General features: G+C 56.7%; 23 protein-coding genes. 6 read left to right on the top strand and 17 right to left on the bottom strand.

What is annotated here, in order from left to right; genetic code table 11:
* The first annotated feature begins 20 nt into the window (after positions 1-20).
* Both RBR60_RS04455 and RBR60_RS04450 read left to right on the top strand, forming a co-directional pair.
* Positions 21-1,316 (top strand): glycerophosphodiester phosphodiesterase family protein, encoded by a 1,296-nt coding sequence (locus RBR60_RS04455; RefSeq protein WP_320354675.1) that lies wholly within the window; start codon positions 21-23, stop codon positions 1,314-1,316.
* Positions 1,317-1,434: 118 nt separating this feature from the next.
* Positions 1,435-2,517, top strand: a complete 1,083-nt coding sequence (locus RBR60_RS04450; RefSeq protein ID WP_320354674.1) for an AbrB family transcriptional regulator — start codon at positions 1,435-1,437, stop codon at positions 2,515-2,517.
* Positions 2,518-2,755: 238 nt separating this feature from the next.
* On the opposite strand, the gene RBR60_RS04445 is transcribed toward RBR60_RS04450, so the two are convergent.
* From RBR60_RS04445 to RBR60_RS04415, 7 genes are all read right to left on the bottom strand, one after another.
* Positions 2,756-4,303 (bottom strand): GNAT family N-acetyltransferase, encoded by a 1,548-nt coding sequence (locus tag RBR60_RS04445; RefSeq protein ID WP_320354673.1) that lies wholly within the window; start codon positions 4,301-4,303, stop codon positions 2,756-2,758.
* An 88-nt stretch (positions 4,304-4,391) separates the two neighbouring features.
* Entirely contained in the window at positions 4,392-5,750 is a 1,359-nt protein-coding gene (locus tag RBR60_RS04440) for an SH3 domain-containing protein (RefSeq protein WP_320354672.1), read from the bottom strand.
* Positions 5,751-5,783: 33 nt separating this feature from the next.
* A complete protein-coding gene (locus tag RBR60_RS04435; protein ID WP_320354671.1) occupies positions 5,784-6,155 on the bottom strand; it encodes a hypothetical protein in 372 nt (123 codons plus the stop codon).
* Positions 6,156-6,216: 61 nt separating this feature from the next.
* On the bottom strand, positions 6,217-6,624 hold the full coding sequence (locus RBR60_RS04430; RefSeq protein WP_320354670.1) for a hypothetical protein: 408 nt from the start codon (positions 6,622-6,624) through the stop codon (positions 6,217-6,219).
* 306 nt (positions 6,625-6,930) lie between these two features.
* On the bottom strand, positions 6,931-7,743 hold the full coding sequence (locus RBR60_RS04425; RefSeq protein WP_320354669.1) for an ABC transporter ATP-binding protein: 813 nt from the start codon (positions 7,741-7,743) through the stop codon (positions 6,931-6,933).
* Positions 7,736-8,674 (bottom strand): ABC transporter permease subunit, encoded by a 939-nt coding sequence (locus tag RBR60_RS04420; protein WP_320354668.1) that lies wholly within the window; start codon positions 8,672-8,674, stop codon positions 7,736-7,738. The genes RBR60_RS04425 and RBR60_RS04420 overlap by 8 nt, the downstream gene beginning before the upstream one ends.
* On the bottom strand, positions 8,671-9,921 hold the full coding sequence (locus RBR60_RS04415; RefSeq protein WP_320354667.1) for an STAS domain-containing protein: 1,251 nt from the start codon (positions 9,919-9,921) through the stop codon (positions 8,671-8,673). The genes RBR60_RS04420 and RBR60_RS04415 overlap by 4 nt, the downstream gene beginning before the upstream one ends.
* Before the next feature lie 467 nt (positions 9,922-10,388).
* Here RBR60_RS04415 and RBR60_RS04410 point away from each other — a divergent pair, with 467 nt between their 5' ends.
* Both RBR60_RS04410 and RBR60_RS04405 read left to right on the top strand, forming a co-directional pair.
* A complete protein-coding gene (locus tag RBR60_RS04410) occupies positions 10,389-10,745 on the top strand; it encodes a hypothetical protein (RefSeq protein WP_320354666.1) in 357 nt (118 codons plus the stop codon).
* Between the two features lie 140 nt (positions 10,746-10,885).
* Entirely contained in the window at positions 10,886-11,362 is a 477-nt protein-coding gene (locus RBR60_RS04405) for a DUF1566 domain-containing protein (RefSeq protein ID WP_320354665.1), read from the top strand.
* Positions 11,363-11,467: 105 nt separating this feature from the next.
* Here the strand turns inward: RBR60_RS04405 and RBR60_RS04400 are convergent, their stop codons facing one another.
* Genes RBR60_RS04400 through RBR60_RS04385 form a run of 5 tightly spaced genes read right to left on the bottom strand, consistent with a single transcriptional unit; the run spans position 11,468 to position 16,669 of the window.
* Complete coding sequence (locus RBR60_RS04400; protein ID WP_320354664.1) at positions 11,468-12,496, bottom strand: ParA family protein; 1,029 nt, start codon at positions 12,494-12,496, stop codon at positions 11,468-11,470.
* Complete coding sequence (locus tag RBR60_RS16790) at positions 12,493-12,669, bottom strand: ATP-binding protein (RefSeq protein ID WP_413815448.1); 177 nt, start codon at positions 12,667-12,669, stop codon at positions 12,493-12,495. The genes RBR60_RS04400 and RBR60_RS16790 overlap by 4 nt, the downstream gene beginning before the upstream one ends.
* Before the next feature lie 27 nt (positions 12,670-12,696).
* Positions 12,697-12,864 (bottom strand): hypothetical protein, encoded by a 168-nt coding sequence (locus RBR60_RS04395; protein ID WP_320354663.1) that lies wholly within the window; start codon positions 12,862-12,864, stop codon positions 12,697-12,699.
* Positions 12,865-12,870: 6 nt separating this feature from the next.
* Entirely contained in the window at positions 12,871-14,592 is a 1,722-nt protein-coding gene (locus RBR60_RS04390) for a DUF262 domain-containing HNH endonuclease family protein (protein WP_320354662.1), read from the bottom strand.
* Positions 14,593-14,629: 37 nt separating this feature from the next.
* Positions 14,630-16,669, bottom strand: a complete 2,040-nt coding sequence (locus RBR60_RS04385; protein ID WP_320354661.1) for an ABC transporter substrate-binding protein — start codon at positions 16,667-16,669, stop codon at positions 14,630-14,632.
* Between the two features lie 359 nt (positions 16,670-17,028).
* Here RBR60_RS04385 and RBR60_RS04380 point away from each other — a divergent pair, with 359 nt between their 5' ends.
* Complete coding sequence (locus RBR60_RS04380; protein WP_320354660.1) at positions 17,029-17,952, top strand: alpha/beta fold hydrolase; 924 nt, start codon at positions 17,029-17,031, stop codon at positions 17,950-17,952.
* Positions 17,953-17,985: 33 nt separating this feature from the next.
* Here the strand turns inward: RBR60_RS04380 and RBR60_RS04375 are convergent, their stop codons facing one another.
* The 5 genes from RBR60_RS04375 to RBR60_RS04355 are packed head-to-tail and all read right to left on the bottom strand — an operon-like array spanning position 17,986 to position 24,559.
* Positions 17,986-19,284, bottom strand: a complete 1,299-nt coding sequence (locus tag RBR60_RS04375; protein WP_320354659.1) for a sigma-54 dependent transcriptional regulator — start codon at positions 19,282-19,284, stop codon at positions 17,986-17,988.
* A 44-nt stretch (positions 19,285-19,328) separates the two neighbouring features.
* Positions 19,329-20,513 carry an ABC transporter permease gene (locus tag RBR60_RS04370; RefSeq protein ID WP_320354658.1) on the bottom strand — a complete coding sequence of 395 codons (1,185 nt, stop codon included), beginning with the start codon at positions 20,511-20,513 and terminating at the stop codon, positions 19,329-19,331.
* A complete protein-coding gene (locus RBR60_RS04365; RefSeq protein WP_320354657.1) occupies positions 20,510-21,196 on the bottom strand; it encodes an ABC transporter ATP-binding protein in 687 nt (228 codons plus the stop codon). Before RBR60_RS04365 ends, RBR60_RS04370 begins: the two co-directional genes overlap by 4 nt.
* Positions 21,193-22,953 (bottom strand): PAS domain S-box protein, encoded by a 1,761-nt coding sequence (locus tag RBR60_RS04360; RefSeq protein WP_320354656.1) that lies wholly within the window; start codon positions 22,951-22,953, stop codon positions 21,193-21,195. The genes RBR60_RS04365 and RBR60_RS04360 overlap by 4 nt, the downstream gene beginning before the upstream one ends.
* A gap of 16 nt (positions 22,954-22,969) precedes the next feature.
* A complete protein-coding gene (locus RBR60_RS04355; RefSeq protein ID WP_320354655.1) occupies positions 22,970-24,559 on the bottom strand; it encodes a TolC family protein in 1,590 nt (529 codons plus the stop codon).
* Between RBR60_RS04355 and RBR60_RS04350 the strand changes: the two genes are divergently transcribed.
* Entirely contained in the window at positions 24,558-24,722 is a 165-nt protein-coding gene (locus RBR60_RS04350) for a hypothetical protein (RefSeq protein ID WP_320354654.1), read from the top strand. The genes RBR60_RS04355 and RBR60_RS04350 overlap by 2 nt on opposite strands.
* Positions 24,723-24,795: the final 73 nt, after the last annotated feature.

The following is a 24,795-nucleotide window of genomic DNA, read 5'->3' as shown; positions in this document are numbered from 1 at the left end:
CAACAAGGGGGAGTGTATCCATGAAAAGAGTGTCACAGGCAGTATCCTTTCTTATCACCGTAGCGGTTCTGGCGACGGGCTGTGTGGGAAACAGGGAAGCCGCCGGTACAAAGGCATTGCAGGATACGGCAAAGGCAGGCCGGGGAGAAATTCTCAGCAGCAAGGCCGGTGTACCGCACAAAGCCGTCATTGCCCACAGGGGAGCTTCGTACTACGCCCCGGAATCTACGGAGCAGGCTTATATTCTTGCCCGGCAGATGGGGGCCGAATATCTGGAGATTGATCTCCAGAGAACCAAAGACGGCGTTCTGATTGCTTCCCATTGCAATGATCTTTCCCAGAAATCCAATATTCTGGATGTCTTTCCCGACAGAGCCAAAAACCGGATGAGCGACTTTACCCTTGAAGAAGTGAAGCGTCTTGACGCAGGTTCCTGGTTCAATGGGAAGTTTCCTGACAGAGCCAGAAGCGCCTTTGTGAACGCAAGAATCTCCACTCTGGAGGAGGTCCTTAACATCGCAGAGGGAAAGCTTGCCAATGGCCAGCCGGACCCCAATGACAATGGGAACAGGCCCGGACTTTACATCGAAACAAAGGTCGCCACCTTTTTTCCCGGCATCGAAAAGGATCTTTACGAACTTCTCAAAAAAAGAGGCTGGCTGGCCACCTCTGTGAAAAAGGCCCCCGCCGGATTTGATCCTGCTAAAAATGTTGGCATCCAGTTCACCAGGGGCAGAACCATTCTTCAGACCTTTGAGCCGGAAAGCCTGCCGCTTCTCAATAAATACATGCCGGAAACCCCCAAGTGCTTTCTGCTCTGGCTGTACACAGAACAGGAAGCCCTGGACTGGGGCAGCGAAAAGGTGGATCAGTCTGTTCCTGGCGCAGATCTTTCCAAAACCTATGGCCCCTTGCGAAAAGATGAGCCCCTGGCCCAGGCGGAAGGGGAAAGCTATGCGCAGTTCAGTGCAAAATGGGAAATGCTTTCCGAAGAAAATTACAGGATGTGGCTGCAATGGGCAAAGGATAACGGTGCTTTGGCCGTTGGGCCCGGAACCCGGCTTAGCGGATACAATGATCCGGAAAAGGGGGATCAGAGTTACATGGACCTCATCGATCCCTGGTTCAACAACCTCGCCCATGAGATGGGCCTGCTGGTTCATGCCTATACCCTTGATGAAACCGTGGATATGGACAGAGCAAATGCAAACGGGGTGGATGGTATTTTTACCAACAGGCCTGATGTACTCATTCAGTTTTATGGGAAAACCCTCCATGCAGGGCTGGAAGAGATTTTCAGTACCTATGGCTGGTAACGAGGGAGAAAACTGTCTGGCAGCGTGAACCAGCGGTGCAGAGGGTCTATGCCTGAATCTGCATCGGTCAAAACGATTCTTTTTGAAAAGGGAGCGGCTTTGGTCGCAGGAGACCCATATGGTACCTATCCGTAAAGCTGTTATCTGGGCCGCTCTGATCCTCTTATCCGCTGTTCTGGCGGTGGTCTTGCAGTGGGTTTCGCTTCCGGCGGCCACCCTGCTCGGGCCCATGCTGGTCGGTATGATTTTTGCCCTGCGCGGTGTGAATCTGACGGTTCCCCGCTGGGCCTTTACCGGGGGGCAATCTGTGGTGGGCTGCATGGTGGCCCTTACCATGACACCGTCCATTCTGGCTGCACTGATCCGCAACTGGCCCGCCATTTTTTTTGCCATTGCCCTGGTCATTCTCTTTGGAGCCCTGGTGGGGCACGGGCTGATGCGTTTTGGCTCCCTGCCGGGAAACACGGCGGCCTGGGGAACCTCACCGGGCGGAGCCGTTGCCATGATGGCTATGGCCGAATCCTTTGGTGCGGACATCCGCATGGTGGCCTTCATGCAGTATCTGCGGGTCTTTGTGGTGGTTCTTACCGCATCGGCCCTGTCCCACCTGCTGCTGGGAGGGCATGCTGGAGATCTTCCGGCTCCCACCTGGTCACCGGGCCTGGATGTGCCCCTCATTCCTCTGGTCCAGACCCTTGGCCTGGTGGCAGCAGGCATTGTGATTGGTCGCATGGGCCGCATTCCCGCAGGCGCTCTTCTTCTGCCCATGGTGGTGGGGGCTGTACTCAATTCCCTTGGATGGATGCACATTGCCCTGCCGCCCTGGCTGCTCTGGGCGGCGTACGCAAGCCTTGGCTGGTACATCGGCCTGCGGTTCACCCCCGAAACCCTTCGCTACACCGTGCGCGTTCTGCCTCAGCTCCTTCTGTCTGTCCTCGTCCTTATGGCGCTTTGTGGTCTTGCGGCCTGGATGCTCACCGTCTGGGCAGATGTTGACCCCCTCACGGCCTATCTTGCCACCAGCCCCGGAGGTCTCGATTCTATTGCCATCATCGCCGCAGACTCCGGCTGTGATCTTGCCTTTGTGCTTTCTCTCCAGACCCTTCGCCTCTTTTCCGTTGTTCTGACGGGACCGCTGGTGGCCCGGCTGATCTGCCGCATCAACGGACGCAGCGCCTGCGGCATGGCTTCCGGGATGTAGGGTCGGATGAAATCCGGCCGGTTCGTAGTCGCTATACCCAGACCTTCTTATGGTTGCAATGCCATGATGAGGGCCTGCTGACTGCTCCGGACGGACAGCCCGGCGCTGATCTCCCAACGGTGAAGGAAGTGAGATCAGGGCTGGCGGAACTGAAGCAGGCCTTCGCCCGCAGTCGTAAAGAAGTTTTGTCACCCGCATGCTGCCCGGTACTCCGCGTCGTCCAGCCGCCGCCCCCTTTTCAGGTATAAGGCTTTCCCTGCTCCCTCATCCCCATTGCCCGTTCCATCTCCGTGCCCACATAGGCCGCCAGTTCCTGGGCGAAGTCCGAATGCAGACGTAAAAGCCCCATATCCAGCGGAGTGGCAAGGCGGCTCAGCCTCAGCATGTCCCCGTCTTCCGCTCCATGGGGCCATATTCCTGCAAAGAAGAACCCGGAAGCCTCGGCCTGTTCACAGAGAAAGGCCGTGGCGGTCTGGGCCAAGGGCAGATCCATGTGAACCACTTCCGCTCCGGCGATATCCATGAGATCCCGTGTGGCCCGGAGAATTTCCGGCCATTGTCGCTCATCGGCACGCGATATCCGCACAACACCCTTTTGAAGCCCTCGGTCAAAGGACACCGAATAGGCCCCTTCCTGCGGGGGGGCATGCAGGCTCCCTTCACGCCCATCCGGGCTGGAAATCAGAGTCCGTCCCAGATTCCGGCAGATGCGTTCTGTCATCTCCTGATGGCGCTTTGGCACATGAATACACGCCGGAGGAGGGGGCTTAAGATAGAAAAAACAGTGCAGATAGGATTCGCGGTGTTGGGGGCCATCTTCCAGTCCCATGGCCTTGAAGTGGCGGGGCGGACAGGCGGCAAGCTCCAGACCGCAGGGCGCTGCGCCCATGGCAATGACATCCCGCTGACTGTGGGAATGGCTGGTCACGGGATTGAGGGAGAGCCCGAAAAGGCCCAGCTCCCCGGCATCCTTTCTGAGACGGGTGATAAAGGGTTTCATGAGTCCCCGGCCCCGGTAGGCCGGATCAATGACCAGCATGGCCATCTCCGCCATGGGCACGGGCTCCGGCCTGAAAAGTCCTGCATGACCGGCGATCTTTCCGTCTTCGGTGGCGGCCACATAGCTGAAAAGAAGGCCCCGTCCCACCAGATCCAGAAGTCCTTCGGGTTTGTAAAAGGCTTCGTTCTTGTAGGAATATCCATAGGTCAGCCAGAACAGACGGGCCACCTGCATGGCATCTTCAGGCTGAAGCGGACGGATTTCGAAGGTTTCGTCCGCAGGCAGGGGATGGGCAGTCGGTTCTTGCGCAGGATCTTTCGCATTCTGATGAAGGCCGGGAAGGGAGCCGGACTCTACTTCTTTTTCCTTGTCGTCCTGGGGAAGCCCTTTGACGAGGCACATGGCCTTGCCTTTTCTGCCCCGGTTGATCCACAGGACTTCGTCCACCGCATGGTGGATGAGCCTGAGGCCGAGGCCGGGGATTTCCCGTTGCCGTTCCAGGGTCTGGAGGGAGGCGGGGTCAAAGGGAAGGCCTTGGTCGCTGAACTCCAGCCGAAGCTCCCCTTCCAGCAGCTCAGCGCTGATAAGCATGTCCCCCGGTGTGCCATCGGGATAGGCATGAATGCAGATGTTCAGAAAGGCCTCTTCCGCGGCCAGCTCCAGCATCCGGACATCCTTTTCCGGGAAGCCCGCAATGCGGGCCATCTCGCGCACATGGCCCTGAACAAGGGAAAGAAAGCTTTTTGTCGCAGGAACCCGCAGTTGTGTGTGACTGATCTTATGCATAAGGACTCCCAAGATGTTTTTGAAGGTCGGCGGACTGTTCCGGATGGACAGCCCGGCGCTGGTCTCCCAGGGGATTTTGGTGACGAGGTTATTCTGGTGCGTTCTGCACATGGCCCATGCCCGTGATCCGTTCCAGTATCACCCCATCGGGCCGGGCGAGGTGGGGCAGCTCTTCCCCCGGCTTCAGGGAGGTAATGACGGTTTTCCCGATGACCCATCTTCCCGTCTTGCCGGAAACACGGGTACGCAGTCCCCAGAGGCTGTGGAGAGCCACAGGCTTCCCGGATACAGGATCCTGCCCCAGATAGAGCATCACATGACCGGGCATGAAGAGCAGCGTTCCGAGGGGCCGGGCTTCTTCGATGATGCGTGTTTCCTTTTCTTTGGCGGAAAGATCGTCAAGGGCAATCCACTGACTTGCCTTGGCCTGTTGGCTGGAGTTTCTGGGAAGGGGCAGACCGAAGGCTGCATAGATATCCTGGGTCAGGGCCGAGCAGTCCCGGTTTTCATAGAGACCACCCCATCCGTAGTTCTTTCCGATAAGTCCCTCTGCGATGCGTTGAAAATTTTCATGTGTGGCGGGGATGGGCCAGGAATGGGCGAGGGTTTTGAGAACCCGTCCTTTCCCAAGAACGGCCCGGCCATCGGCTCCCCTCAGAGGAAGACCGACCAAAAAGTATTCCTTCCCGTCGTCTTCTTTGGCTGGATGGCGGGGCAGTATCATCCCCACGCGCCCCTGCAGGGCAAAGGCTCCGTCTTCGGTGAAAACGGGAACGTCATCCTCCATAAAGGTGATTTTTTCAGGAGAGCGGAAGGCCTCCATGAAGTTTTCATCCACCCAGGCGATTTCCTGAGACCGCACCCACCCGGAAAGCCAGGGGGCTTTGACAAAATACCAGTCTTGATCCACGGAGGCGTGACGAACAAGAAGAGGGGTCCCTGGGGGGATCAGGGAATCCTGCTGATAATCAAAGGGAAAACCTTCTCCGGGATCTGCGGGATTGTAAAAGAGGGGGCTTACCGTGGGCAGCATTCTGAGGGATGTTGCGGTCACGCTGATGGCGGGTTTTTCCATGGAAGGCCATTTTTCCGGAGCCATACGGCCTTTCATGGCCTCAAACCATCCGTCTGGCCGGGGAAGCAGGTTTTCACCGTAAAGCTCTTTGCCTTCAAAACGCTGGATTTTAGCAAAAGGATTTTCTTTTTCCGGGAGGAGGGGGTTCTCCCAGGGAGAAAAATAACGGGCTTCATAGGTGGCAGCAAGACCGGGCTGGGCATCTTTGGGAAGAAAGAAATCTTCCGGGGAAAGGTGGGCAATATAGGGGGCCACATGCTGGGGAAGGGTGTCAAGGTCTGCGATCCCTCCGGGAGCCGGGAGCTTTTGGCTACAGGCGGTGAGAAACAGAAAGGAAAATAGCAGCAAAGAAGAAGATCTGGATATGGGCATGGGGTTTTCAGGCTTTCTGACAGCGTCAAAGGTTTAAAAGGAGGGATAACTTACCTTGATCCGGTGATGCATCAGTGCTGGATGACGGGAGGTGTCGTAGGGAAAATGCTGTCCACAGGCCTCTTTCCAGTAGGTTTCATCCGTTGTTGCATGGGGCGAGGCGCATGCCCAGGGTCTGCATCCCAGCTCTTTCAGTGAAAAACATGTGGCTACGGAGAGAGTGCCCAGGCGTATTTCGGTTTGTTCAGGCTGATTCTGGTTGAAGAGGTTGTGCGTAAGAATGAGGTCGCAGTGGATCAGATCCGGGCATCCCCTGAGAAAGGGGGGCCAGAAAGCCTGACTTCCGGATGGCAGGGCGATGGCGGTGAGACCAAGAATGCTCAGGATGCAGAGGCTTTTTTTCATGGAGAGGCTTCTTTCCTGTAAGTTTTCTGGCAAGGCTTTTCAAATGAAAGAAGCCTGCATGTCAGTGAGGCCGGATGGGGCCGGATTCTTTCAGGCTGAACTGGGCCATCTCATAGATCTTTGCGCAGACTTTGTATTCTGCGTCAGAGGTTCCCGGTACCAGGTTGAACTGGATGCGCTCCCTTTCGGCTTTAAAGCCTCCCTCACTAAAATTTTGCAGGCAGACCATTTCATCCAGCCAGGGATTTCCTGAACAGGAGAACCGGGCCCTTGCCATCCCGCTTTCAAAGCTGACATTAAAGCTTTTCCAGATACCGAGAAAATTTTTCTGGATGTCACTGACCCTGCAGGTGATAACGCGGCCCCTGATATCTCCGGACCAGTCTCTGGAAAAGGCGGTTGTGGTGAAAACCAGACCTGAGACGAGAAGGCAGGCAAGGGCCGGAATGCAGGTTGTTTGTTTTTTCATGGCAGCACCTTTTGTATTTAATCCGTTGATTTTTTGTCTGATCCCCCCTGATCCAGCCTGCCAGGCGGAGACAGGGAAGAAATCAGATCCTTAAATGTCCTTCTGATGAGATTTTAGCAATATGTGGGCCATATCTGCCTGCTGTTTTCAGAAGGGCATTGCAAAGCCTGGGAAGATTGTACGCGTATATCCTTTCAGGGGATCTGATCGCCATAAAGGGTGCTGCTTTTTTTCTCAGAGCTGCCAGATTGGGTGGCACCTGGCCGTTCTGTTGCCAGTATGGAGGGTCCGTGAGGGATGCCCTTCTCACACATACTGCTCCGCCACCACCTCCGCCACGGAAGCATCGAAAAGCTCCCTTCGCCTCACCCGGTCAAAGGCCGCCATGAGATCCGGGATGCGTACCCGGCCCTTTCTTTCCCCTGCGTAATCCTCCACAATTTTTCCCTTGTGCATCATGACAATGCGGTCGGGAAGTTCCACGGACTGCTGCATGGAGTGGGTGACCATGAGGGCCGTGAGCTTTTCGCTGCGGATGATCCGCCGGGTGAGGTCTGCCACCTGGGCCGCACTTTTTGGGTCAAGGGCCGCCGTGTGTTCGTCGAGAAGCAGAAGCTTCGGCCTGAGCCAGGTGGCCATGAGCAGGGTCAGGGCCTGGCGCTGACCGCCGGACAGGGTGCCGATGGGATTATCCAAGCGGTTTTCAAGGCCCATTTTCAAAGAGGCCACCCGTTCGGCCATTTCTTCTCTCACCTGCCGGGAAAGGGCGGTGGAAAGGGGGCGCTTCAGCCCCCTTCGCATGGCAATGACAAGGTTTTCCGCAAGGGTCATTTCCGCAGCTGTTCCTGCAAAGGGATTCTGGAAGACCCGGCCCATGAGGGCAGCCCGTTTGTGCTCGGGCCAGCGGGTGATGTCCTGCCCGTCCAGGAGAATTTTTCCCTGATCGGCCAGAAAAGTGCCCGCCACCGCATTGAGAAGGGTGCTTTTTCCGGAACCGTTGGTGCCGATGATGGCGGTGAAGCTTTCTTCTTCAATGTGCAGGGATACCCCCTGAAGGGCCTGAACTGCGTTGGGGGTGCCGGGAAAAAAGGTCTGGGAGAGATTCTGGATGTCAAGCACGCTTTTTTCCTCCCCGGAAGAAGGTGAGTATTTTTTCTGCGCCATGGGGGGCGATGAGGGCCAGAAAAACAAAAAGGGCGGTGACAAGTTTGAGATCATTGGGATTCATGCCCCAGCGCAGGGCAATGGCGATGAGGAGCCGGAAGAGGATGGTTCCCAGAATGACGCCGGTGATGGCCACGCCAAGGCCGCCCCGCCGCACAAGGGCCTCGCCGATGATGATGCTGGCAAGGCCCCAGACCATCATGCCGATGCCCATCTGCACATCGCCAAAGCCCTGATACTGGGCCAGCAGGCTGCCGGAGAGGGCCACAAGGGCGTTGGAAAGGGCGAGGCTTAAGATGACCATGGTATGGGGATTCACGCCCTGGGCTTTCACCATCTGGGGGTTATGGCCTGCGGCCCGGAGGGCTGTTCCGAAATGGGTGAGCAGAAAGCGCCAGAGCAGAAAGCCCACCCCCGCACAAAGGCCAAGGCTTGTGAGAAAAACAGCGATATCCTTTAAAGGAATCTGCCAGCCCCACAGAAGAATCCGGGAAGCATCCGTGAGGGCGAAAAGCCCCTTTTCCACGGGATCGGAAAGGGTGCTGACATCAAGAAGGGGAATGTTGCTGCGGCCCATGACCCGGAGATTGACGGAATAGAGGGCCGTCATCACAAGGATGCCGGAAAGGATCTGGGGAATTTTAAAGCGGGTGTGCAGCAGCCCCGTCACGGTTCCGGCCAGTGCTCCGCCCGCAAGGGAGGCAAGGAGGGCCGTGAGGGGCGCATGGCCCTGCATGAGCATGACAGCGGAAATGGCGGCGCCCAGGGTGATGGAGCCATCCACCGTGATGTCCGTGAAGCGGATCATGCGGAAGCTGATCAGGGTGCCGAGGGAAAGGAGGGCCAGAATCAGCCCCATGGTGAACGCGCCGATGACAAGATTCATAGGAAGTCCTCAGAATTTTCAAGTGCATGGAACCAGCAGGCACCCCGGATAAAGGTGCTTTCTCCAAGACCGGTGAGGGGACGGGCATCTTCCATGAGGTGCAGCACCGCCATGGGGGGCGGGCCGTGGAAAAAGCGGCCTGCGGATTCATGGAGTCCGATCACGCCATTTTGCAGGGGCTGATGGGGAAAGACAAGGGCATGGGCGTGGAGCGCCATGTCCGGGTGCGAGGGCAGGGGAAGGAGAAGGGCCTTTGAAGAAAAAGGAGAGGCGCTTTTTGCCACCACCCCGGTGACAAGGGCCTGATGGCCCGTATGGCAGCGTTCTCCACAGAAAGAAAGCCAGTTCCGGATTTCCGGAAAGGCCATGGACTCGGGAAGATCTCCACGCCCCGGGGAGCGGATGAGGCTGCACCCCACAAGCCCTTCGATTTCGGCCAGCAGCACAAAGCCTGCGGGTTTTCCGGAGGTTTTTTCCAGAAGGAGGCGGAGAATCCGGGAGAGGGGAAAAAGGGCGTTTTCCCTTTCCGGCGCAAAGCGCAGAAGATGGCCCATTTCCCCCCGGCAGATCAGGGCCTGAAGCACATGGAGCTCCGGGATATAGTTCCCTTTCCGGATGAGAAAATCCGGCGGACTTTCCCCGTCCGGCGGCTGACAGGCCACGAGTCCCCCAAGTGCCGCAAATTCTCCGGAACCTTCCAGAGCCTCTTCGGCGGAGGTGGCAGGGCTTCCGATGCCAAAGGCCATGACCTCCTCATCCAGGGTGATTTTTCTGAGGTCTTCCTTTACGGCCTTTTTCCAGGGTTTCCAGTCTGCGGGGATGGCAAGGTGCAGGGAGGCCCTTTCCTTCAGCACAAAATGGGTGATCCCCGAAGGCGCTTCTGCTGCCTTTCTGTCTGGGGCTACGGGGGGCTCCTGGGCTGTGTCCAGAGGAAAATCCTCGGGCAGACTGTCTTGCATCCAGTCCGTAAATCCCGATGTTTCAAGGATCTGCCGCACAAAGGTATTGGGGGCCACAATCTGCCAGAATCCCCGGACAGCGTGCAGGGCCTTTGCCACCTGAAGCAGGGCGCGGATGCCTGCGGAACTGAGAAAGGCCAGCCCGGAAGCATCGAGAAGTATGCGGTGCTCCCCTTTGCGGATTTCCTCCAGAAGGGTGGTGCTGAAATACTCCGACCAGGCGGCATCCAGCCTGCCTGCCGCCCGGACGAGGAGATAGGGCGCTTTTTTTTCAAAGGTCAGCTTCATGGCGGATCCTTATCTGTTCTGTCGCATGCGCGGAAACCGGAAAAAGGGTTCCTGTTTTTCCTGCGCCGGGAATCTCCCGGTATTCTGGAATGCGGCACGAGGCGTTCTCTGGCCCTGATGCCGGGTATTGAAGATCAGAGGATAGACGGTTATACCATACAAACGGGATTTCCAAGGGATAAAAGCAGGGCTGGCACGGACTGGGCAGGACTTCCGACCCATGGCATGCTTTCTGGGTCATGTCTTTCTGAAGATGTCGGGGGAAGGAAAACTGCCAGAAATGTGGGCGGCAGGAAAGTAGGCTTTTTGCCATGGGGATATGGGTGCGGGGGACAGGGTTCGTCGCCGTCCGGTTTTTGTGCCCCTTTTAACGCGCATGGGTTTATGGGCATGGATTGTGCATTCGTTCAAGGTGTGGTGATAAAAATAAGGTGCAGGAATTTTAACAAAAACGACGGGAGGGTATGATGAAAGGCAAAAAGTATTTTCGCGGTATTCTTGTTTTTATGGTCGGGTTTGTCTCTGCTTTTATTTTTCAGTTCATCTATCCGCCTCCAAAGGATGCTTTGGCGGATCAGTCCTGCATCCGCCAGGGCCTGAAAGCCTGGGGATATAATGGGAATATCCCTCAAGCGGTATTTTCCATCGCCTATGATGTTCCTTCCTGCTATGCGGCCAATGGCTACAGCGTCGAAAAGGTATTCATGCACGGCAACCGGGTTGCGGTGACGTACAAGAGTTCCCGTCCTGCTCCCATCGGGTCCGGGGCATTTTCGGGCAGCGGGCCTTCGTCTATGGGCGACACATTCCGGCCCATTCCCTGAAAGGCGTATGGGGCAGGAGCCTGCTTTTGGCTTTAAGGCGGATGGCGGTCGTGTGGGGCGGTACTGTTTTGTGCCGGGCCAGGGAACCCGGACGCAGCCAGGCACCGCCTGGATCTTCTTGAAGAAAGGAAAGGGCCGTGGTGCAAAAATGGATTGGGAAAATAAGGAACTTCAGGAAAAATCTCACTCTTTTTACGGGCGTTGTGGTTTTGTGCTGTGCAGCAGGAAGTGTACAGGCAGAATCCCGCTTTCAGCCTGTGGCGGGGAGCAATGGGGCGATTCTGCGGGATAACAGCACGGGCCTTGAGTGGCAGCGCTGCCCCCATGGTCAGACCTGGACGGACTCCGTATGCAGCGGTGCGGCATGGCGCGGTTCCTGGTACGATGCCAGCACCCTGACAGCACCGGGCGGTTTTCGGGTTCCGACCATAGAGGAGCTGAGAAGCCTTGCGCCCTATGATCTTAAGGTCTTTCCCAGTGAGGGTTGGTTTTGGTCCGCCTCTTCCATTTCCAGCGACAGCGGTTTTGCCTGGAACTTTTTTTTCATCAACGGCCTTGCCGGTCAGGGCAGCAAGAAGCGCATCGGCCACGCCCGGCTTGTGCGTGTCGGGCAGTGAGCTGGCTTTGACCCAGGATGCCTCGGTGGAAAGACCGGGCGGAAATTTCCGATGGGATGCTGGCGAAATGCTTACTTTCGGAGGTCCCTTGCCAGGTCCGGGGTGTCATGGCTTGGGGGCTGGAGCCAGCCCTGTTCTTTCAGCGATTTTTTCCGCAAGAATTCTGAAGTCCCTCCGTGCGTCACTCACCGCATGGGCATGGCTGCCAATGGCCCCATCGGCGGAGGTGAGGTTGAAAATGGGCTTGCGGCGTTCCTGGGCCATGGGCACCAGGCTGCGGTAATGCCGGATGGTGGCAAGACAGAAAGGATCGTCTTCCTGCCGCAGATTCTGAACCGGGGCTTCATTCAGAACGGCTTCCCGATAAACGGCGGGAATGCGCTGCACCCACTTGTCATAGGCCTTCACCGGGCGTTCCAGAAGAAGCCCATGCTGCTGACAGAGATAGCCGATGGGCTGCATCTTGCCGGAAGGCAGCCTGAAATCCGGGTAGTGCTTTTTTTCGGGGCTCTCCTCCCAGTTGCCGAGACGTTTTTGCCACAGGTTTTTCCAGCTTCTTAAGGTGGGGCCGAGGTTGCTTAACCCCTGGAGGGAAAAAAGGTCGGCCCCCAGGGGAATGGCAACGTAGTCCGTTGCCAGGAGGACAGAACGGTTGATGGCACCAAGGTTGGGGCCGATGTCAGCAAGAAGGATCTCCGCCTGCACCTGATGCCTGGCCATCTGCATGACTTGCCAGAAGGCGCTGAGGATACGCAGGGGCCGGTAGAGGTTTTTGTCCCCCATGCTGTCCGGCCACTCTTTGGAGAGCGCCTCCTCAAAGCCGGAAAGCCGGATATCTCCCGGCAGGAGATGGAGATTTTCCGCCATGGGCTGAAGCAGGGGAGGAGCAATATCCGCCACACCGGCAAGGGGGCTGACGCACTGGTAGATGGTGCTGCCTGCATCCTCCGTATTCCAGAGCGCCTCAATGCGGTCTTCATCAAGAAAGGCTGCGGTCAGGTTGGCCTGGGGGTCCAGATCCAGAACCACCACCCGTCTGCCGAGACGGGCAAACATCCAGGCCAGATGGTAAATGAGGGAGGTTTTTCCAACCCCTCCCTTGTTGTTGAAAAAGGTCAGTACGGGTGCCGTCATGCTTTTCTCCTCAATGTGCACATCACCGCACTCGGGCTGGTTTCAAATTCCAGGGGCGGATTTCCGTTTTTTTCCATCTCCCTCCGTGCAATGGCAATTCCCCTTCCAAAGGCCTGAATGAAACCGAAGGTCTTCAGCACATCCCCGATATTGGGGTTGCGGTAATCCGTGATTCCGGGCCTGCTTCTCCGATCTCCCCCTCACTCCAGCTCTGCATGGGGATATAGGGTCGTTTTTTTTCGTATGGCTTCACTGATGGAAAGCCCGTAGCGCTCAGCCAGATCCGGGTTGAGGATCAGTGCTTCCATGCGGGCGTTTCTGAAGGGAATGGCGGCGGGATTCCCGCCGTTCAGAATCCGAACGGCCATTGACAGTTACCCTCCGAATTCAATTTTCCAAATGCCAGCAGCAATATTTGTCAACTGTTTTTGTCTGGCTTCTATTTTGGTCTCATCCCAGGTTTCATAGTGTTCTGAAACTGCCCTGGTAATCTGAAAGGTACTTTGCTGAAAAACCTGTCGCTTCGTGGAATAGTCTGCATTGCCCAGATCCCGGTTTCGGCTGGTTTCAAGGGGAGTCATGTTTCCAATTCTGTAGATCAGGCGATCCTGTTTGGATTCCTCGATGTATGACCAGTCTTCGGAAGGGTGCTCAGGAAGGATATGCTCCAGGTTGTATGTGGCACTTTCAAAATCGAAATCCTGCCCAGAGCGCTGCTTTTCTATTTCGAAGAGGATATAACGTACCACTTTTTTGTTTCGACTGTTTGTTGTGCGCAGTTCCTTCTCAGCAAAAGCGGCCTTGAACCGGGTGTCATCGGGATACACGTCCCGGAGTGCGGAAATCACTTCAGATGGCCGGGTGTAGCTACCCGAAGAGACCCTCCAGGCAATGTCGTTGTACAATCGCTCCTGCTCATGGGTCTGAAGGTTGCATATCACATTATAACGAAAGGAAACGATCGCCACAGCCTTCATAATGCGGGTGAAGTCTGCTCTGTCCGTCTCATGAAAACGGGTATGACATGACAACAGCATGGCCAGCGGCTGGCGTACGTTGAACAGAATCAACTGCGCAAGTGCCACTTTTTCGTCGCTCTTCCAGGAAGGATCCTGGGGGTCACGAAGTGCGGCATAGACGGCTGCTGAATGATCCAGATCCCGCAATAGTTCAAAAGCCGAATCCCGCGTAGCGATCCGTGTTCGAATTGTTTTGAATAAATCGGATTTGCGCACAAGCCTGTTGCGGCTGTTCCAGAATATCCGCAGGAACTCTGGAAAACTCTCGCTCCCCAAAAGGCCAACGATGCGTTCCCATCGTTCCTCCAGGGCCTTCAGCTCTGTTTCATGGGTATCCTGGGAACTGATAACGGAAAAAAGATAATTTTTTAACAAATCGGTTGCTGAAAGTCTTACCCCCCTGGCATTGAGGGTCTCAAATACCTTGAACGCATTTAACTCGTCAGTGACCGTGATGACGGTAAAGAATAGCCTGTCAACAAGGGATTCAATGAAAGCCGCAAGTTCTTTACCACTATTTACTGTCATACCTGCGCGTGATCTGACCTTGTCTTTAAACCAGTTGAAGGCCTTGCGTAACTGATGTTCAGAGGCATTAAGGCCCCGCTGGGGGATCTTTTCAAGAGGAACCAGATAGGTTTGATAGAAACGGTTATTGTGACGGTTCAACTCCAGTTTGGAGCGGGGCACCAGGCTGACGGGATCAAGGTAGCCGATGTAGCTGTTTTGCAGCTGCTCCTTGCGCCTGGCATTGTTTTCTGCATCCAGGTTGCTGCGGATAAGATCTTGCATATGTCCCAGGCAGGTAAGAATCATGACGCTGAGTGTGGTCAGTCGCTGTTGACCGTCAATAATGTCAAACCGCTTATTATCGGAGGATTGAAGAACAAGGTAGCCCATATAGTGAGCGGGTTCTCCATCGCTCTCAAAAAGCCCGAGGATGTCCTGCCAGAGGTCGTCCCACTCATCCTCGGCCCAGGAGTAATCCCTCTGAAAGGGTGGAACGCGGTAACTCAGGCCATTTCCAAGCAACTGGCGGAAAGTAGCGTTTGTGGTATTGAAATTCATTGTTGCCATTTTCAATCCTCCGTCGATTCCAGGCCGATGATTTTCTTCAAAACCGCGTCGGGTTTTGGGGAGTTACCGACACCATACAACCCGTGTCACCGATTCCCGGTGAAAGAGGCCGCTGTGCTGCGGATGGATACAGAGCCGCTCTTTTCCGTATGGCTTCACTGATGGAAAGCCCGTAGCGCTCAGCCAGATCCGGGTTGAGGATCAGGGCTTCCATGCTGGCGTTTCTGAAGGGAATGGCGGCGGGCTTCTCGCCGTTCAGAATCCGCACGGCCATTTCCGAAGCTTCAAGGGCCGCATCATGGTAGTCCCGCGCCAGGGCAAGGGTGCCGCCTTCCTTCATCTGGGCGCTGTCAAAGACATAGACGGGAAGGTTTTTCTCATCGGCCCTGCGGGCGATGAGGGCAAAGCCGGGCCGGGTGAAGTTATCCACAATCTGGGCCACGGCTCCGATGTTCTGGCGGGTCATCTCCTCCGCTGCCTGGGGGATGTCGGAGGGGCTTGTGACAGGCAGGGAGACAAGTTCAATCCCCTCATCCCCGAGGGCTTCCGCAAACCAGGATCTGTAGAGTTCGCTGTTGATTTCCGCAGGGGTGAAGAGGGTGCCCACACGCCTTGCTCCGGGCAGGGTTTCTTTGATGAGGGCCGCCATGCCCCGGAAGGGGGATCGGGTGGTGATGCCCGTCACATGGGGGTGATGATCCGTTTCGCTTTTCCCCGCTCCGGCCCTGACCGCATCCCCAACGCCGGTGAAGACCACGGGGCTGGTGTCGGCCACCTGCCTCAGGGCTGCCTGAAGGGTGGGGGTGGAAACCACCATCACCAGATCCGGCTGATCCGCCTGAATGGAGAGCATGATGCTGGAAAGGGTGGCCATGTCGCCCTGGGCGTTGAAGATCCGCATCTCGTAGTCCCGGCCCGGTTCCAGCCCCGCCTTGCGAAGGCCTTCCAGATAGCCCTCTCTGGAGCGTTCGGCAAATTCCGTTTCACTGTAGAGTACCATGCGGATGCGGAAAGGTTCTTTTCGTCTCACGGCTTTCTGCTCCGGGACTTTCTCCTGTTTCTGAAGGATCTTCTGAAGTCTTTCTGTCATCCGCCACTTTGGGTAAAGGCTTAGAACCTCTTGGTTGATATCGAGAAGCTGGGGCACCACGTTCTCTATGCGGAAGGAAGCGAGAGATTCACCTTCCAGCACGGCAATGGCCATGTCTGCCGTAAGGTTTCCCACGGTCCCGTAATCGGCCCCCAGCCCGAAGAGGGCTCCCTTGGCCGCATCCAGAGGATCGTTGGTGAACACGGGAATACCCGCCTGGGTGGCCAGTTTCACCATCAGGCCGATGGAGGCCGTGGCCACCACGTCTCCTCCGATCCACAGAGCTTCCGCTCCTTTTGAGATGAGAGACTGGGTAGCTTCATAGACTTCCGAGGTGTTGGCGGCAATGGCTTCCATGAGCTGGATGTCCAGATCCTTCACGGTCTTTCTTGCTTCGATGAGGCAGGATTCGGAAGATTGTTCCGCCGGGTTCCAGACCACTCCGATGCGTCTGAGGCCGGGATGCATCTCACGGGCGATGGTGATGGCTTCCCGCACCGGCTGAAAGGTGCCGATGCCCGCAAGGTAGGGCGGATGCTGATCCGGCTCTGGCCCGGTAATGCCCACCCCTGTGGTGTAGGGGTTGGTGACCGCACCGAAAATGTGGGGTTTTCGGGTGGCGGCATTGGCACTGGCAAAGGTCTGGAGGGCCAGGGTGCTGGAGGTGATGACCACGTCAAAGGGGCTGCTCGCGATGTCCCTTGCAATGGCATTGGCCGTGGGCATATCCCCCTGGGGGTTGTAGATTTTAAGGTTTTTCCGGTCCGGGGCCAGCATTCCCTTTTCTTCCAGCCGATCCACAATGCCTTTCACATGGGCATCAATGAGAAAGGTGGAGGTGATCTGGAAGATGGCGATGTCGGGATAGGGCTTTTTCGTGTCCTGGGTGGCGGGTCTGCGCTGGCCGATGTCTGAAGCCAGAAGAAGGAGAGAGGTGAGGAAGAGGAGCAGGGTGATGAGCCATAGGGGTTTGAGGGTCTCTTTCATCGGTATCCTGTCAGGCGGCTTAGTGGGGCCGGTCTTTTAAAAGAAGGTTTCAGGAGCGTCCGGTTTCGGATTTTTATCCGCTGGCCTGCATCCGTGAAAGGCATTCGAAAAACCCACCTTGGTCTGGTTTGCATGGCCTTCTCTACTCCAGCCTGGTTTCAGGTCGGGCCTTTGCGGGGCAGTCTGTCGTGAGCTGCATGGTGCCCCTTACCATGAATCCGGTCATCTTGACCACATGGATCCGCAGCAGGTCAGGGCTTTTGCTTGACATTGTTACGCACGAGGAATAGTTTGGAGATATTGATTTGCGTGCGTACTATTTTCTTCTTTCCCGCAACCCCAACCTAAAGGAGTGGACCATGACTATGACAAGCAAAGACAAGGGGGTGCCTTTTCCACTCTCCGCTCTCGACGGATATCCCCTGGCTGCAACCCGTTTTGAGGCGGAAGGTCCCGTAAAGGGTCATATGGTGGTGGCCGGAGCCACGGGCGTTCCCCAGGATTTTTACCGTCGTTTTGCCTGCCATGCCAGCAGGCAGGGATTCACCGTTCTCACCCTGGATTATCGGGGCATTGGGAAGTCGAGACCCGCAAACCTGAAAGGTTTTGAGGCCGGATGCCTGGACTGGGGTCGTCTGGACCTTGCCGCAGCGGTGGGTGCCATGGCCGCAGCGGATCAGCCTCTTTTTCTGGTGGGGCACTCTTACGGAGGCCATGCTCTGGGGCTTCTGCCCAACCATGAGTTGCTGACCGCCTGCTGCACCCTGGGCGCGGGTGCGGGATGGCATGGCTGGATGCCCTTTGCAGAAAGCCTGCGTGTCCGATTTCTGTGGAACGTGGTGCTGCCCCCTCTGACCCGCTGGAAGGGGTATTGCCCCTTTGCCATGCTGGGCATGGGGGAGGATCTGCCCCTTGGGGTGTATGAGCAGTGGCGGCATTGGTGCCGTTTTCCCCACTATTTTTTCGATGACCCGGAGATGCCCCACATGAAAGCCCTTTACGCAGAGGTGCGCACACCCCTTCTGGGCATCTCCGCTCTGGATGATCTGTGGGCGCTGCCTGTTTCGCGGGATGCCTTCATGCAGGGCTACAGCGGAGCCCGTCTGACCCGAATGGATCTCGACCCCAAGGTGGAAGCATGGGGTTCCATAGGACATATGGGCTACTTCCGGGACAGGGCCTGGCCACTCTGGGATCGTATCCTTGCCTGGTTTGGGAATGAAGGACAGATGGCAGAAAAAACCAGAATCCATAACCAAAACCCGGCCCTCCCCCTTGGTTGACAGAGAACGAAGAGGTGCGGGAGACGCCAGATCTCAGGAGAATTTCTGGAGTTTTTTTCTCAAGCCTTCCCGGCTGATGCCCAGCATCTGGGCGGCGAGGCTCTTGTTGCCGCCAGCAGCGCTGAGGGCCTTTTCCACAAGTTTTTTTTCGTTGGCTTCCAGGCTGAATTTCGACTCTGATTCAGGCAGAAATGTCGTTTCCCTGACCTCCTGGGTTTTGTTTGCCACCGCATCCCCTTCCAGCATCTGGTCTCGGCGGGGCTTCTGGATATGGGGGGAAAGGTCTTCCACCCGGATTTGCTGGGCGTAGGACAGGGCCACCACCCGCTCCACCTCGTTTTCAAGCTCCCGCACATTGCCGGGCCAGGGATAGGCCATAAGGCAGTCCATGGCTTCCCGGCTGACCCTGAGAAGGGGGCGGTTCATCTGACGGCAGTGAAGATCGAGAAAACGCTGAAGCAGCAGGGGGATGTCTTCGGACCGCTCCCGCAGGGGGGGAAGGGCAAGGGAGATGACGTTAAGGCGGAAGAAAAGATCCTCCCGGAAACGTCCGGCCTTTGTTTCAGCCTTCAGGTCCCGGTGCGTGGCGGCCACCACCCGCAGATCCACCGGAATGACGGCAGAGCCGCCCACCCGTGTGACCTCCCGTTCTTCCAGCACCCGCAGGATTTTGGCCTGGATGTTCAAGGGCATGTCCCCGATCTCATCGAGAAAGAGGGTGCCCCCGCCTGCCTGCTCCACAAGGCCCTTTCGCATGGCAACCCCTGTGGCGATGCCCTTTTCAATGCCGAAAAGCTCACTTTCAAAAAGGCTTTCCGGAATGGCTGAGCAGTTGATGGCGATAAAGGGGCCTGCCTTGCGGATGGAGTTGTAGTGCAGGGCTTTGGCGATGAGCTCCTTTCCCGTTCCCGTTTCGCCTGTGATGAGTACGTTCACGGACGTGTCTGCGATGCGTTCCGTCTGATCCAGAAGATGGCGCATGCACTGACTCTGACCCACAATGCGTTTAGGCGAAAAGCGCTCCATGAGTCCTTTTTTCAGGCCTTCGTTTTCCTTGAGAAGCTGCCTGCGGGAGATTTCCAGGGCTTTGCTGGTTTCTTTGAGGTTTTTCAGCATCTCTTCCATCTGAAATTCCCGCGTCTCGATTTTGACCAGCATCATACCAAAGGATTCCGCAAGCCCTGCGATGGGCTCAGGATAGATTGTACTGCGGGTGAGTTCAAACAGGGCTTCTGCCCGGTCATAACGGTTCCAGGCCAGATCATGGCAGATCTGTTCCATGAGTTTCAGAAGTTTTTCCACTTCAGGGGAAAAGGGGGCTGGCTTGCTCATAGGTGCCGTTTCCATGGGAAAGGGTAAGGGAAAAACAGCTGTTTTCAGTCCGTACGCAGGGCCTGGATGGGGTTCAGGGCCGCAGCCTGACGTGCGGGATAGTAGCCGAAAAAGATGCCAATGGCTACGGAGACCCCGACGCCGAGAATCAGGGCGCCATGGATCAGCTCAAACTGCCATCCTGAAAACCGGGCAATGCCCCAGGAGGTGGCCACACCGATGAGGCTTCCCACAAGTCCACCCACGAGGGAAAGGAGAACGGATTCGATGAGAAACTGCCACTGAATGTCCTTTTTTCTGGCCCCTAAAGCCCTGCGGATACCGATTTCGCGCTTTCTTTCCGTCACCGAGACCAGCATGACATTCATGACGCCCACACCGCCCACAATGAGGGAGATGCTGCCGATGGCTCCGAGAAGCAGGGTGAACATGCGGAACTGACGCTCCATGTGGGCGATAATTTCTTCAGGACTCATGATGCGCAGCTCTGTTTTTCCCGGAAGACCGGAAAAATAGCTGCGGATTTCTGCCGTACCCTGGGCTGTGCTGAAACCCGGAGTCAGGCGGGCCATGAAGGTGTGAATGCCACTCTGGGAAGGCATGCGCAGCAGGGCAGGAAGGGGCAGGAGGAGGCCTTCCTGGATCTCATAGGGCCGCATGCCACCCATGGGCGCGGATGCAAGGGTGCCCACCACAGTGACTCTGCGGTTTTCATAATAGAGCTCACTTCCGGGCTGGGTGGCGATTCCCTGGGCCTTGAGTTTCTGGGCGAGGTTGCTGCTGAGGCAGGCATGGGGAGTGAGGCCGTCGAGGTCGGAGATGAAGCGGCCCTCGATCATGGCAAGCTTGTTCATGTCCAGAAAGGAGGCGGTGACCCCGAGAAGGGGCACAGCCATGCGTTTGCCGTCCTTTCTCAGCTCTCCATAGGAAGAGGCATAGGGGGCCACGGTATCGATGGAAGGGAGGCTTTCCGGTATGGCGAGGATATCCTGAAGCTGAAAGCCCGATGATTCCCTGTCGCCCCGCCCCTGCTCCCTCTGGATGGAGAGGATGTCCGTTCCCATTTCCATGAACTGGCGCATGCTTTCCCGCTGGGCCAGGGAACCGATGGAAACGAGGGCGATGACCGAGGCAATGCCGATGACTATTCCAAGAAGGGCCAGGATGGAACGTTGGCGGGAGGCGGCAAGGGATCGTGCGGCTTCCCGGAGATTGGCTTTGAGGATCATGGGGCTTTCTCCGTTCCGGCAACGGCACCATCCTGCATGCGGATTGTGCCGGGGCACTGGCCTGCGATGCGGGGATCGTGGGTGATGATAAGGGTGGTGATCTGCCTTGTGCTGTTCAGTTCCAGGAAAAGATCCATGATTTCCTGGCCCACGCGGGTGTCGAGGGCGCCTGTGGGTTCATCGGCAAGGAGAATGGAGGGAGCGCCCACCAGGGCGCGGGCAATGGCCACCCGCTGCTGCTGTCCGCCGGAAAGCTCCATGGGTCTGTGCCCGGCCCTGTCGCCCATGCCCACCTTTTCCAGCATTTCCATGGCCATGGGCCTTTGCTCTTTTTCCGGAATGCCCCGGTACACCAGGGGAAGGCAGACATTTTCAAGGGCCGTGAGTTTTCCCAGGAGATTGAACTGCTGAAAGACAAAGCCGATTTTCTGGTTGCGTATGGTGGAAAGCTCTTTGTCCGAAAGCCTGGCCGTTTCCCGTCCTTCCAGAAGATAGCGGCCCGAATCCGGCTGATCGAGAAAGCCGATGATGTTCATGAGGGTGGATTTTCCGCTGCCCGAAGTGCCCATGATGGCAAGCATCTCCCCGGCCCTGACCTCAAAGCTCACCCCCTTGAGCACATGCACCTGCACAGGTCCCAGATGAAAGGATTTTCTGATGTTTTCCAGCTTGAGAAGGCTCATGGCGTCCATTCCCCGAGGCGTTCTCCGGGTTCAAGGCCTGAGAGGATTTCAACGGAGCCAAAGGTGGTGATGCCCGTTGTCACTTCTCTTTCCTCTGTCTGCCCTTCTGCCGTGACAACCCGCACCCAGGTACGATTCCCCATGGGCCGCACCAGATGAAGGGGAACCAGCAGGGCTTTGGGATTGTCGTACACAAGGATTTCAAGGTCTGCGCTCATGCCCACCCGGATGGCGGAACCGGCCCTGGGCTCAAGTTCGGGAATGGTGACCTGCACGTCAAAGCCCGGTGCATCCCGGCCGCTGCCTGCGGTGGCCTGGGCTGAAATGTGGGTCAGGAGGCCTTCCAGCACAATGCCGGGAAAGGCATCGCCCCTGGCCCTTACCTTCTGGTTCAGGGAGAGTCTTCCGATATCCACCTCATCCACACGGGAGAGTACCCGGAGGCCTTTGAGATCCCCGAGGGCAAGGAGGGAGGCCCCTGCCTGCACCCTGGCCCCCTGATCGAGGGAGGCTTTTTTGCTGTCTTCCGTGACAGGCTGGATCACCACACCGGATACGGGTGCGCGGACTTCGGCTTTCTGGATCAGGCGCTCCACTTCGAGAAGCCGGGTCCTGGCGTTGTCCAGCTCCATTCGGGCAATGCTGAGGTTTTCAGTATTGGCTTTTTTGAGGGTGGAGGCCATTTCTTCCCGGCTGGAAATGAGATCCATGCGGCTGGTTTCCACCTGCTGCCTTGCCCGGTCCAGCTCCTGGGCGGGGATGATTCCCCTTTCAAAGAGGAGGGAGGCTTCCTCCAGCTGGCGGACATGGGTCTCAAGGTTGTTTTCCGCCCGCTGCAGACTGCGTCTGGCTCTGGCCATTTCCACGCTGTCTTCCCAGGATGCCAGTTCCTGATAACTTTGCTGGGCCTTGATGTGGCTGCTCCTTGCTTCCCGGAGCTTCACCTCCATCTCCGCTGTGTCCAGAAGAAGGAGCAGCTCACCTTCCCTGACCACCTGACCGAAGAAAAAATGGCGCTCCAGGATTTTGGCGTCAAAGGGCGCTGTGAGCATGATCTCCTCGAGGGGCTGGAGACGGCCGGAAAGGGAGATGTTCGAGGAAACGGGGCTGCCTGTTACGGTATGAAAGCGCCTTTCCCCTTCTGCGGAGCCTGGGGTGGAATGGGGTATGGAAGGGGTGCGCAGGCCCCTGAAACCCTGAAAATGAAAATACCCAAGCCCCACAAAAAAGAGGATGATGCCCAGGGTGGCAAAGCCCCTGACCACCTGAACTTTTTTCAGAAGCTCTGTCAGACGGAGATTGGTGGTTTCAAGCTCCTCGTAGGCCCTGGCCAGTCTGCGGGTGTTTTCCTTTTCCTGCTCCTGGAGTGCCCTCAGCTCCGTGATATCGGAAAAGACCACCACCACACCCTGGGCTTCCCGGTCGTTTTCCCGCTGCAACCAGGAAGAGGAAAGGCTTAAGGTCATTTCACGGCCATCGGGACGGATAAAGGAAACGGTTTCCCTTTGCCCCACCTTTTTACGGGTCACCGCATCCAGCACCATCTGGTTGAAGGCGTCGTTGTCCGTTTCTGCGGCAAGGAAGACTTCTGCAAAGGTGTTTTCCCGCACCAAAGCCCCGTCCAGGCCGAGGATGGCCGAAGCCGCAGGGTTGAAGAGGGTGATCCGGCCTTCAAAACTGAGGGCCATGACCCCGTCACGCATGTTGTGGAGAACGCTTTCGTGGAAATCCTTTTGAAGATCATGCTCGGAAGTCATGGGAATCCTTAAGGGGTCAGCGGTTCAGCATCCAGGTGTTGTTGCCGAGATATTCAGTCTCAAGATCGGCCCGCTCGGTGATAAAGGCGATGTTCCAGGTATCCAGGGTGGTGGCGAGCATGGCATCCAGACGGGTGAGGGTATTCTGGTAGGTCATGATGGCCCGGATTTCGGCCAGCCTGTCATCCCGGAGCTTGTCTTGTTCGCGGATGAAGTCCGCGTTGGAAATTCTTCCCAGCTTGAACTGGAGTTCACTCACGAGGAAGTTTTCTTCGGAAAACTGGCGCGTCTTGGTTGCAAGCTCCACCCGTTTGAGGCTGGAAGCCACCTGACGCACCGCATTGCGGATGTTGTTTTCCAGAGACTCCCGTGCTGTGAGAAGCTGCATCTGTGCCTTGCGAAGCTGAATACGCGCGGAAAGAAGGGGCATCTCACGGTTGTACTTGGCATCTCCGTAGAGGGGCAGGGGGATTTTTAAACTCAGTCCCACCCACCAGTCTTCCTGGCGGTAGGAGGGGGCGGGGCGCAGGTGATGCCACCCGTCTTTGTATGCGCCCTCCAGATCCAGGTTCCAGAGCCTCTGATTTTCGGCGTCTGAAACGCTGATTTTGGATAATTCCAGGGAAGTGAGGGCGCTGAGGTAGGCGTTGTCCCGATCCAGAGCCAGGGCCAGGCATTCCTCAAAAACGGGCTGTATGGGTTTGTAGGTGATTTTTTCCGTGGGAATGAGGGTGGTGTCGCCGCTGATCTCTAAACGTTGCAGAAGGGCCAGGTGGGCATCGTCCATCTGGGCCCTTGCCTCTTCAAAGGCCAGTTCCTGGCGGGCGAGATTGGCTTCGGACTGTAGTATTTCGTTGGCCGCACGCCTTCCCGTTTCAATCATGATGCGGGTGACTTCCAGCTGTTCCCTTGCCTTGGCCAGGGCGTCTTCCTGAACCTCCATATCCTGGTAAAGGGATAAAAGCGTCCGGTAATCCTGGATGACGCCGGATACGGTGGAAATCAGGGTGTCCCTTAAGGAGCGGATATTGTTTTCCTCCTGCATGGCCGCCCGTCGGATGGGGGCAAGATTGTAGGCAAGGCCCCCGTCTTTTAAAAGGGGCTGGCGAAAGCCGATGGACCACTGGGAAAGTCCGCTCTGCTGCTCTCCGGAAGCGCCGGTCTCATGGAGGTAGCGGCTTTCAAAGCCGTTTTCCCAGGCAAAAATAATCTCACCGCCTGTGGGAATTTTCTGGGTGAGGCTGCTGAGAAGGGAGAATCCGGCCATGTCGGTCTGGGGCCTGAGGGTTTCGGGGCCATCGGATGCATAATCGGTGGTTGATCCCTGGGTTCTGGCCGTGGCTGTGGGGCTGATGTCAATGTGAGGGGAAAAACGGCCGAGGTTCTGGGCCAGTTGAAATTTTTCAAGGATTCTTGAAAGATAGGCACTTTCAATGGTTCTGTTCTGCCTTAAGGCCAGGTGAATGGCTTCGGTGAGGCTGAGCTCCAGGGTGGGAGGAAATTCGGGCTCTGGCGCAAAGGAGGCATCCTGGGACAGAAGGGGGAGCGGCAGGCTTGCGATGCAAAGGGCGAGGAGACCCGCCATCCAGGGAAGGTGTTGCTTCATGTCTTTTCCTGTTTCAGTCGCAGCCACCTGGGGCGACACGCCGTGGGTAAGTCTTTATACTTATAAAAAGTATGAACGTGGTGGCAATATGCCTGAAGTGTTTTTTGCCGTAAAGGTGAAAATGCAGGAAGCGTTGTGGCTTCAGAAAGAAGAATTTCAATAATGAGGAAGACAATCGGAGACTTTTTGGATATATACGGCAAGCAATCCTCGGCATACGGACGCCATGGCTCCAT

The sequence above is a fragment of the Desulfobotulus sp. genome (genome assembly GCF_034006065.1).
Classification (GTDB): domain Bacteria; phylum Desulfobacterota; class Desulfobacteria; order Desulfobacterales; family ASO4-4; genus Desulfobotulus.
Note: the sequence above shows the minus strand (reverse complement) of the source record. Positions and strands in the feature narration are given on the sequence as shown.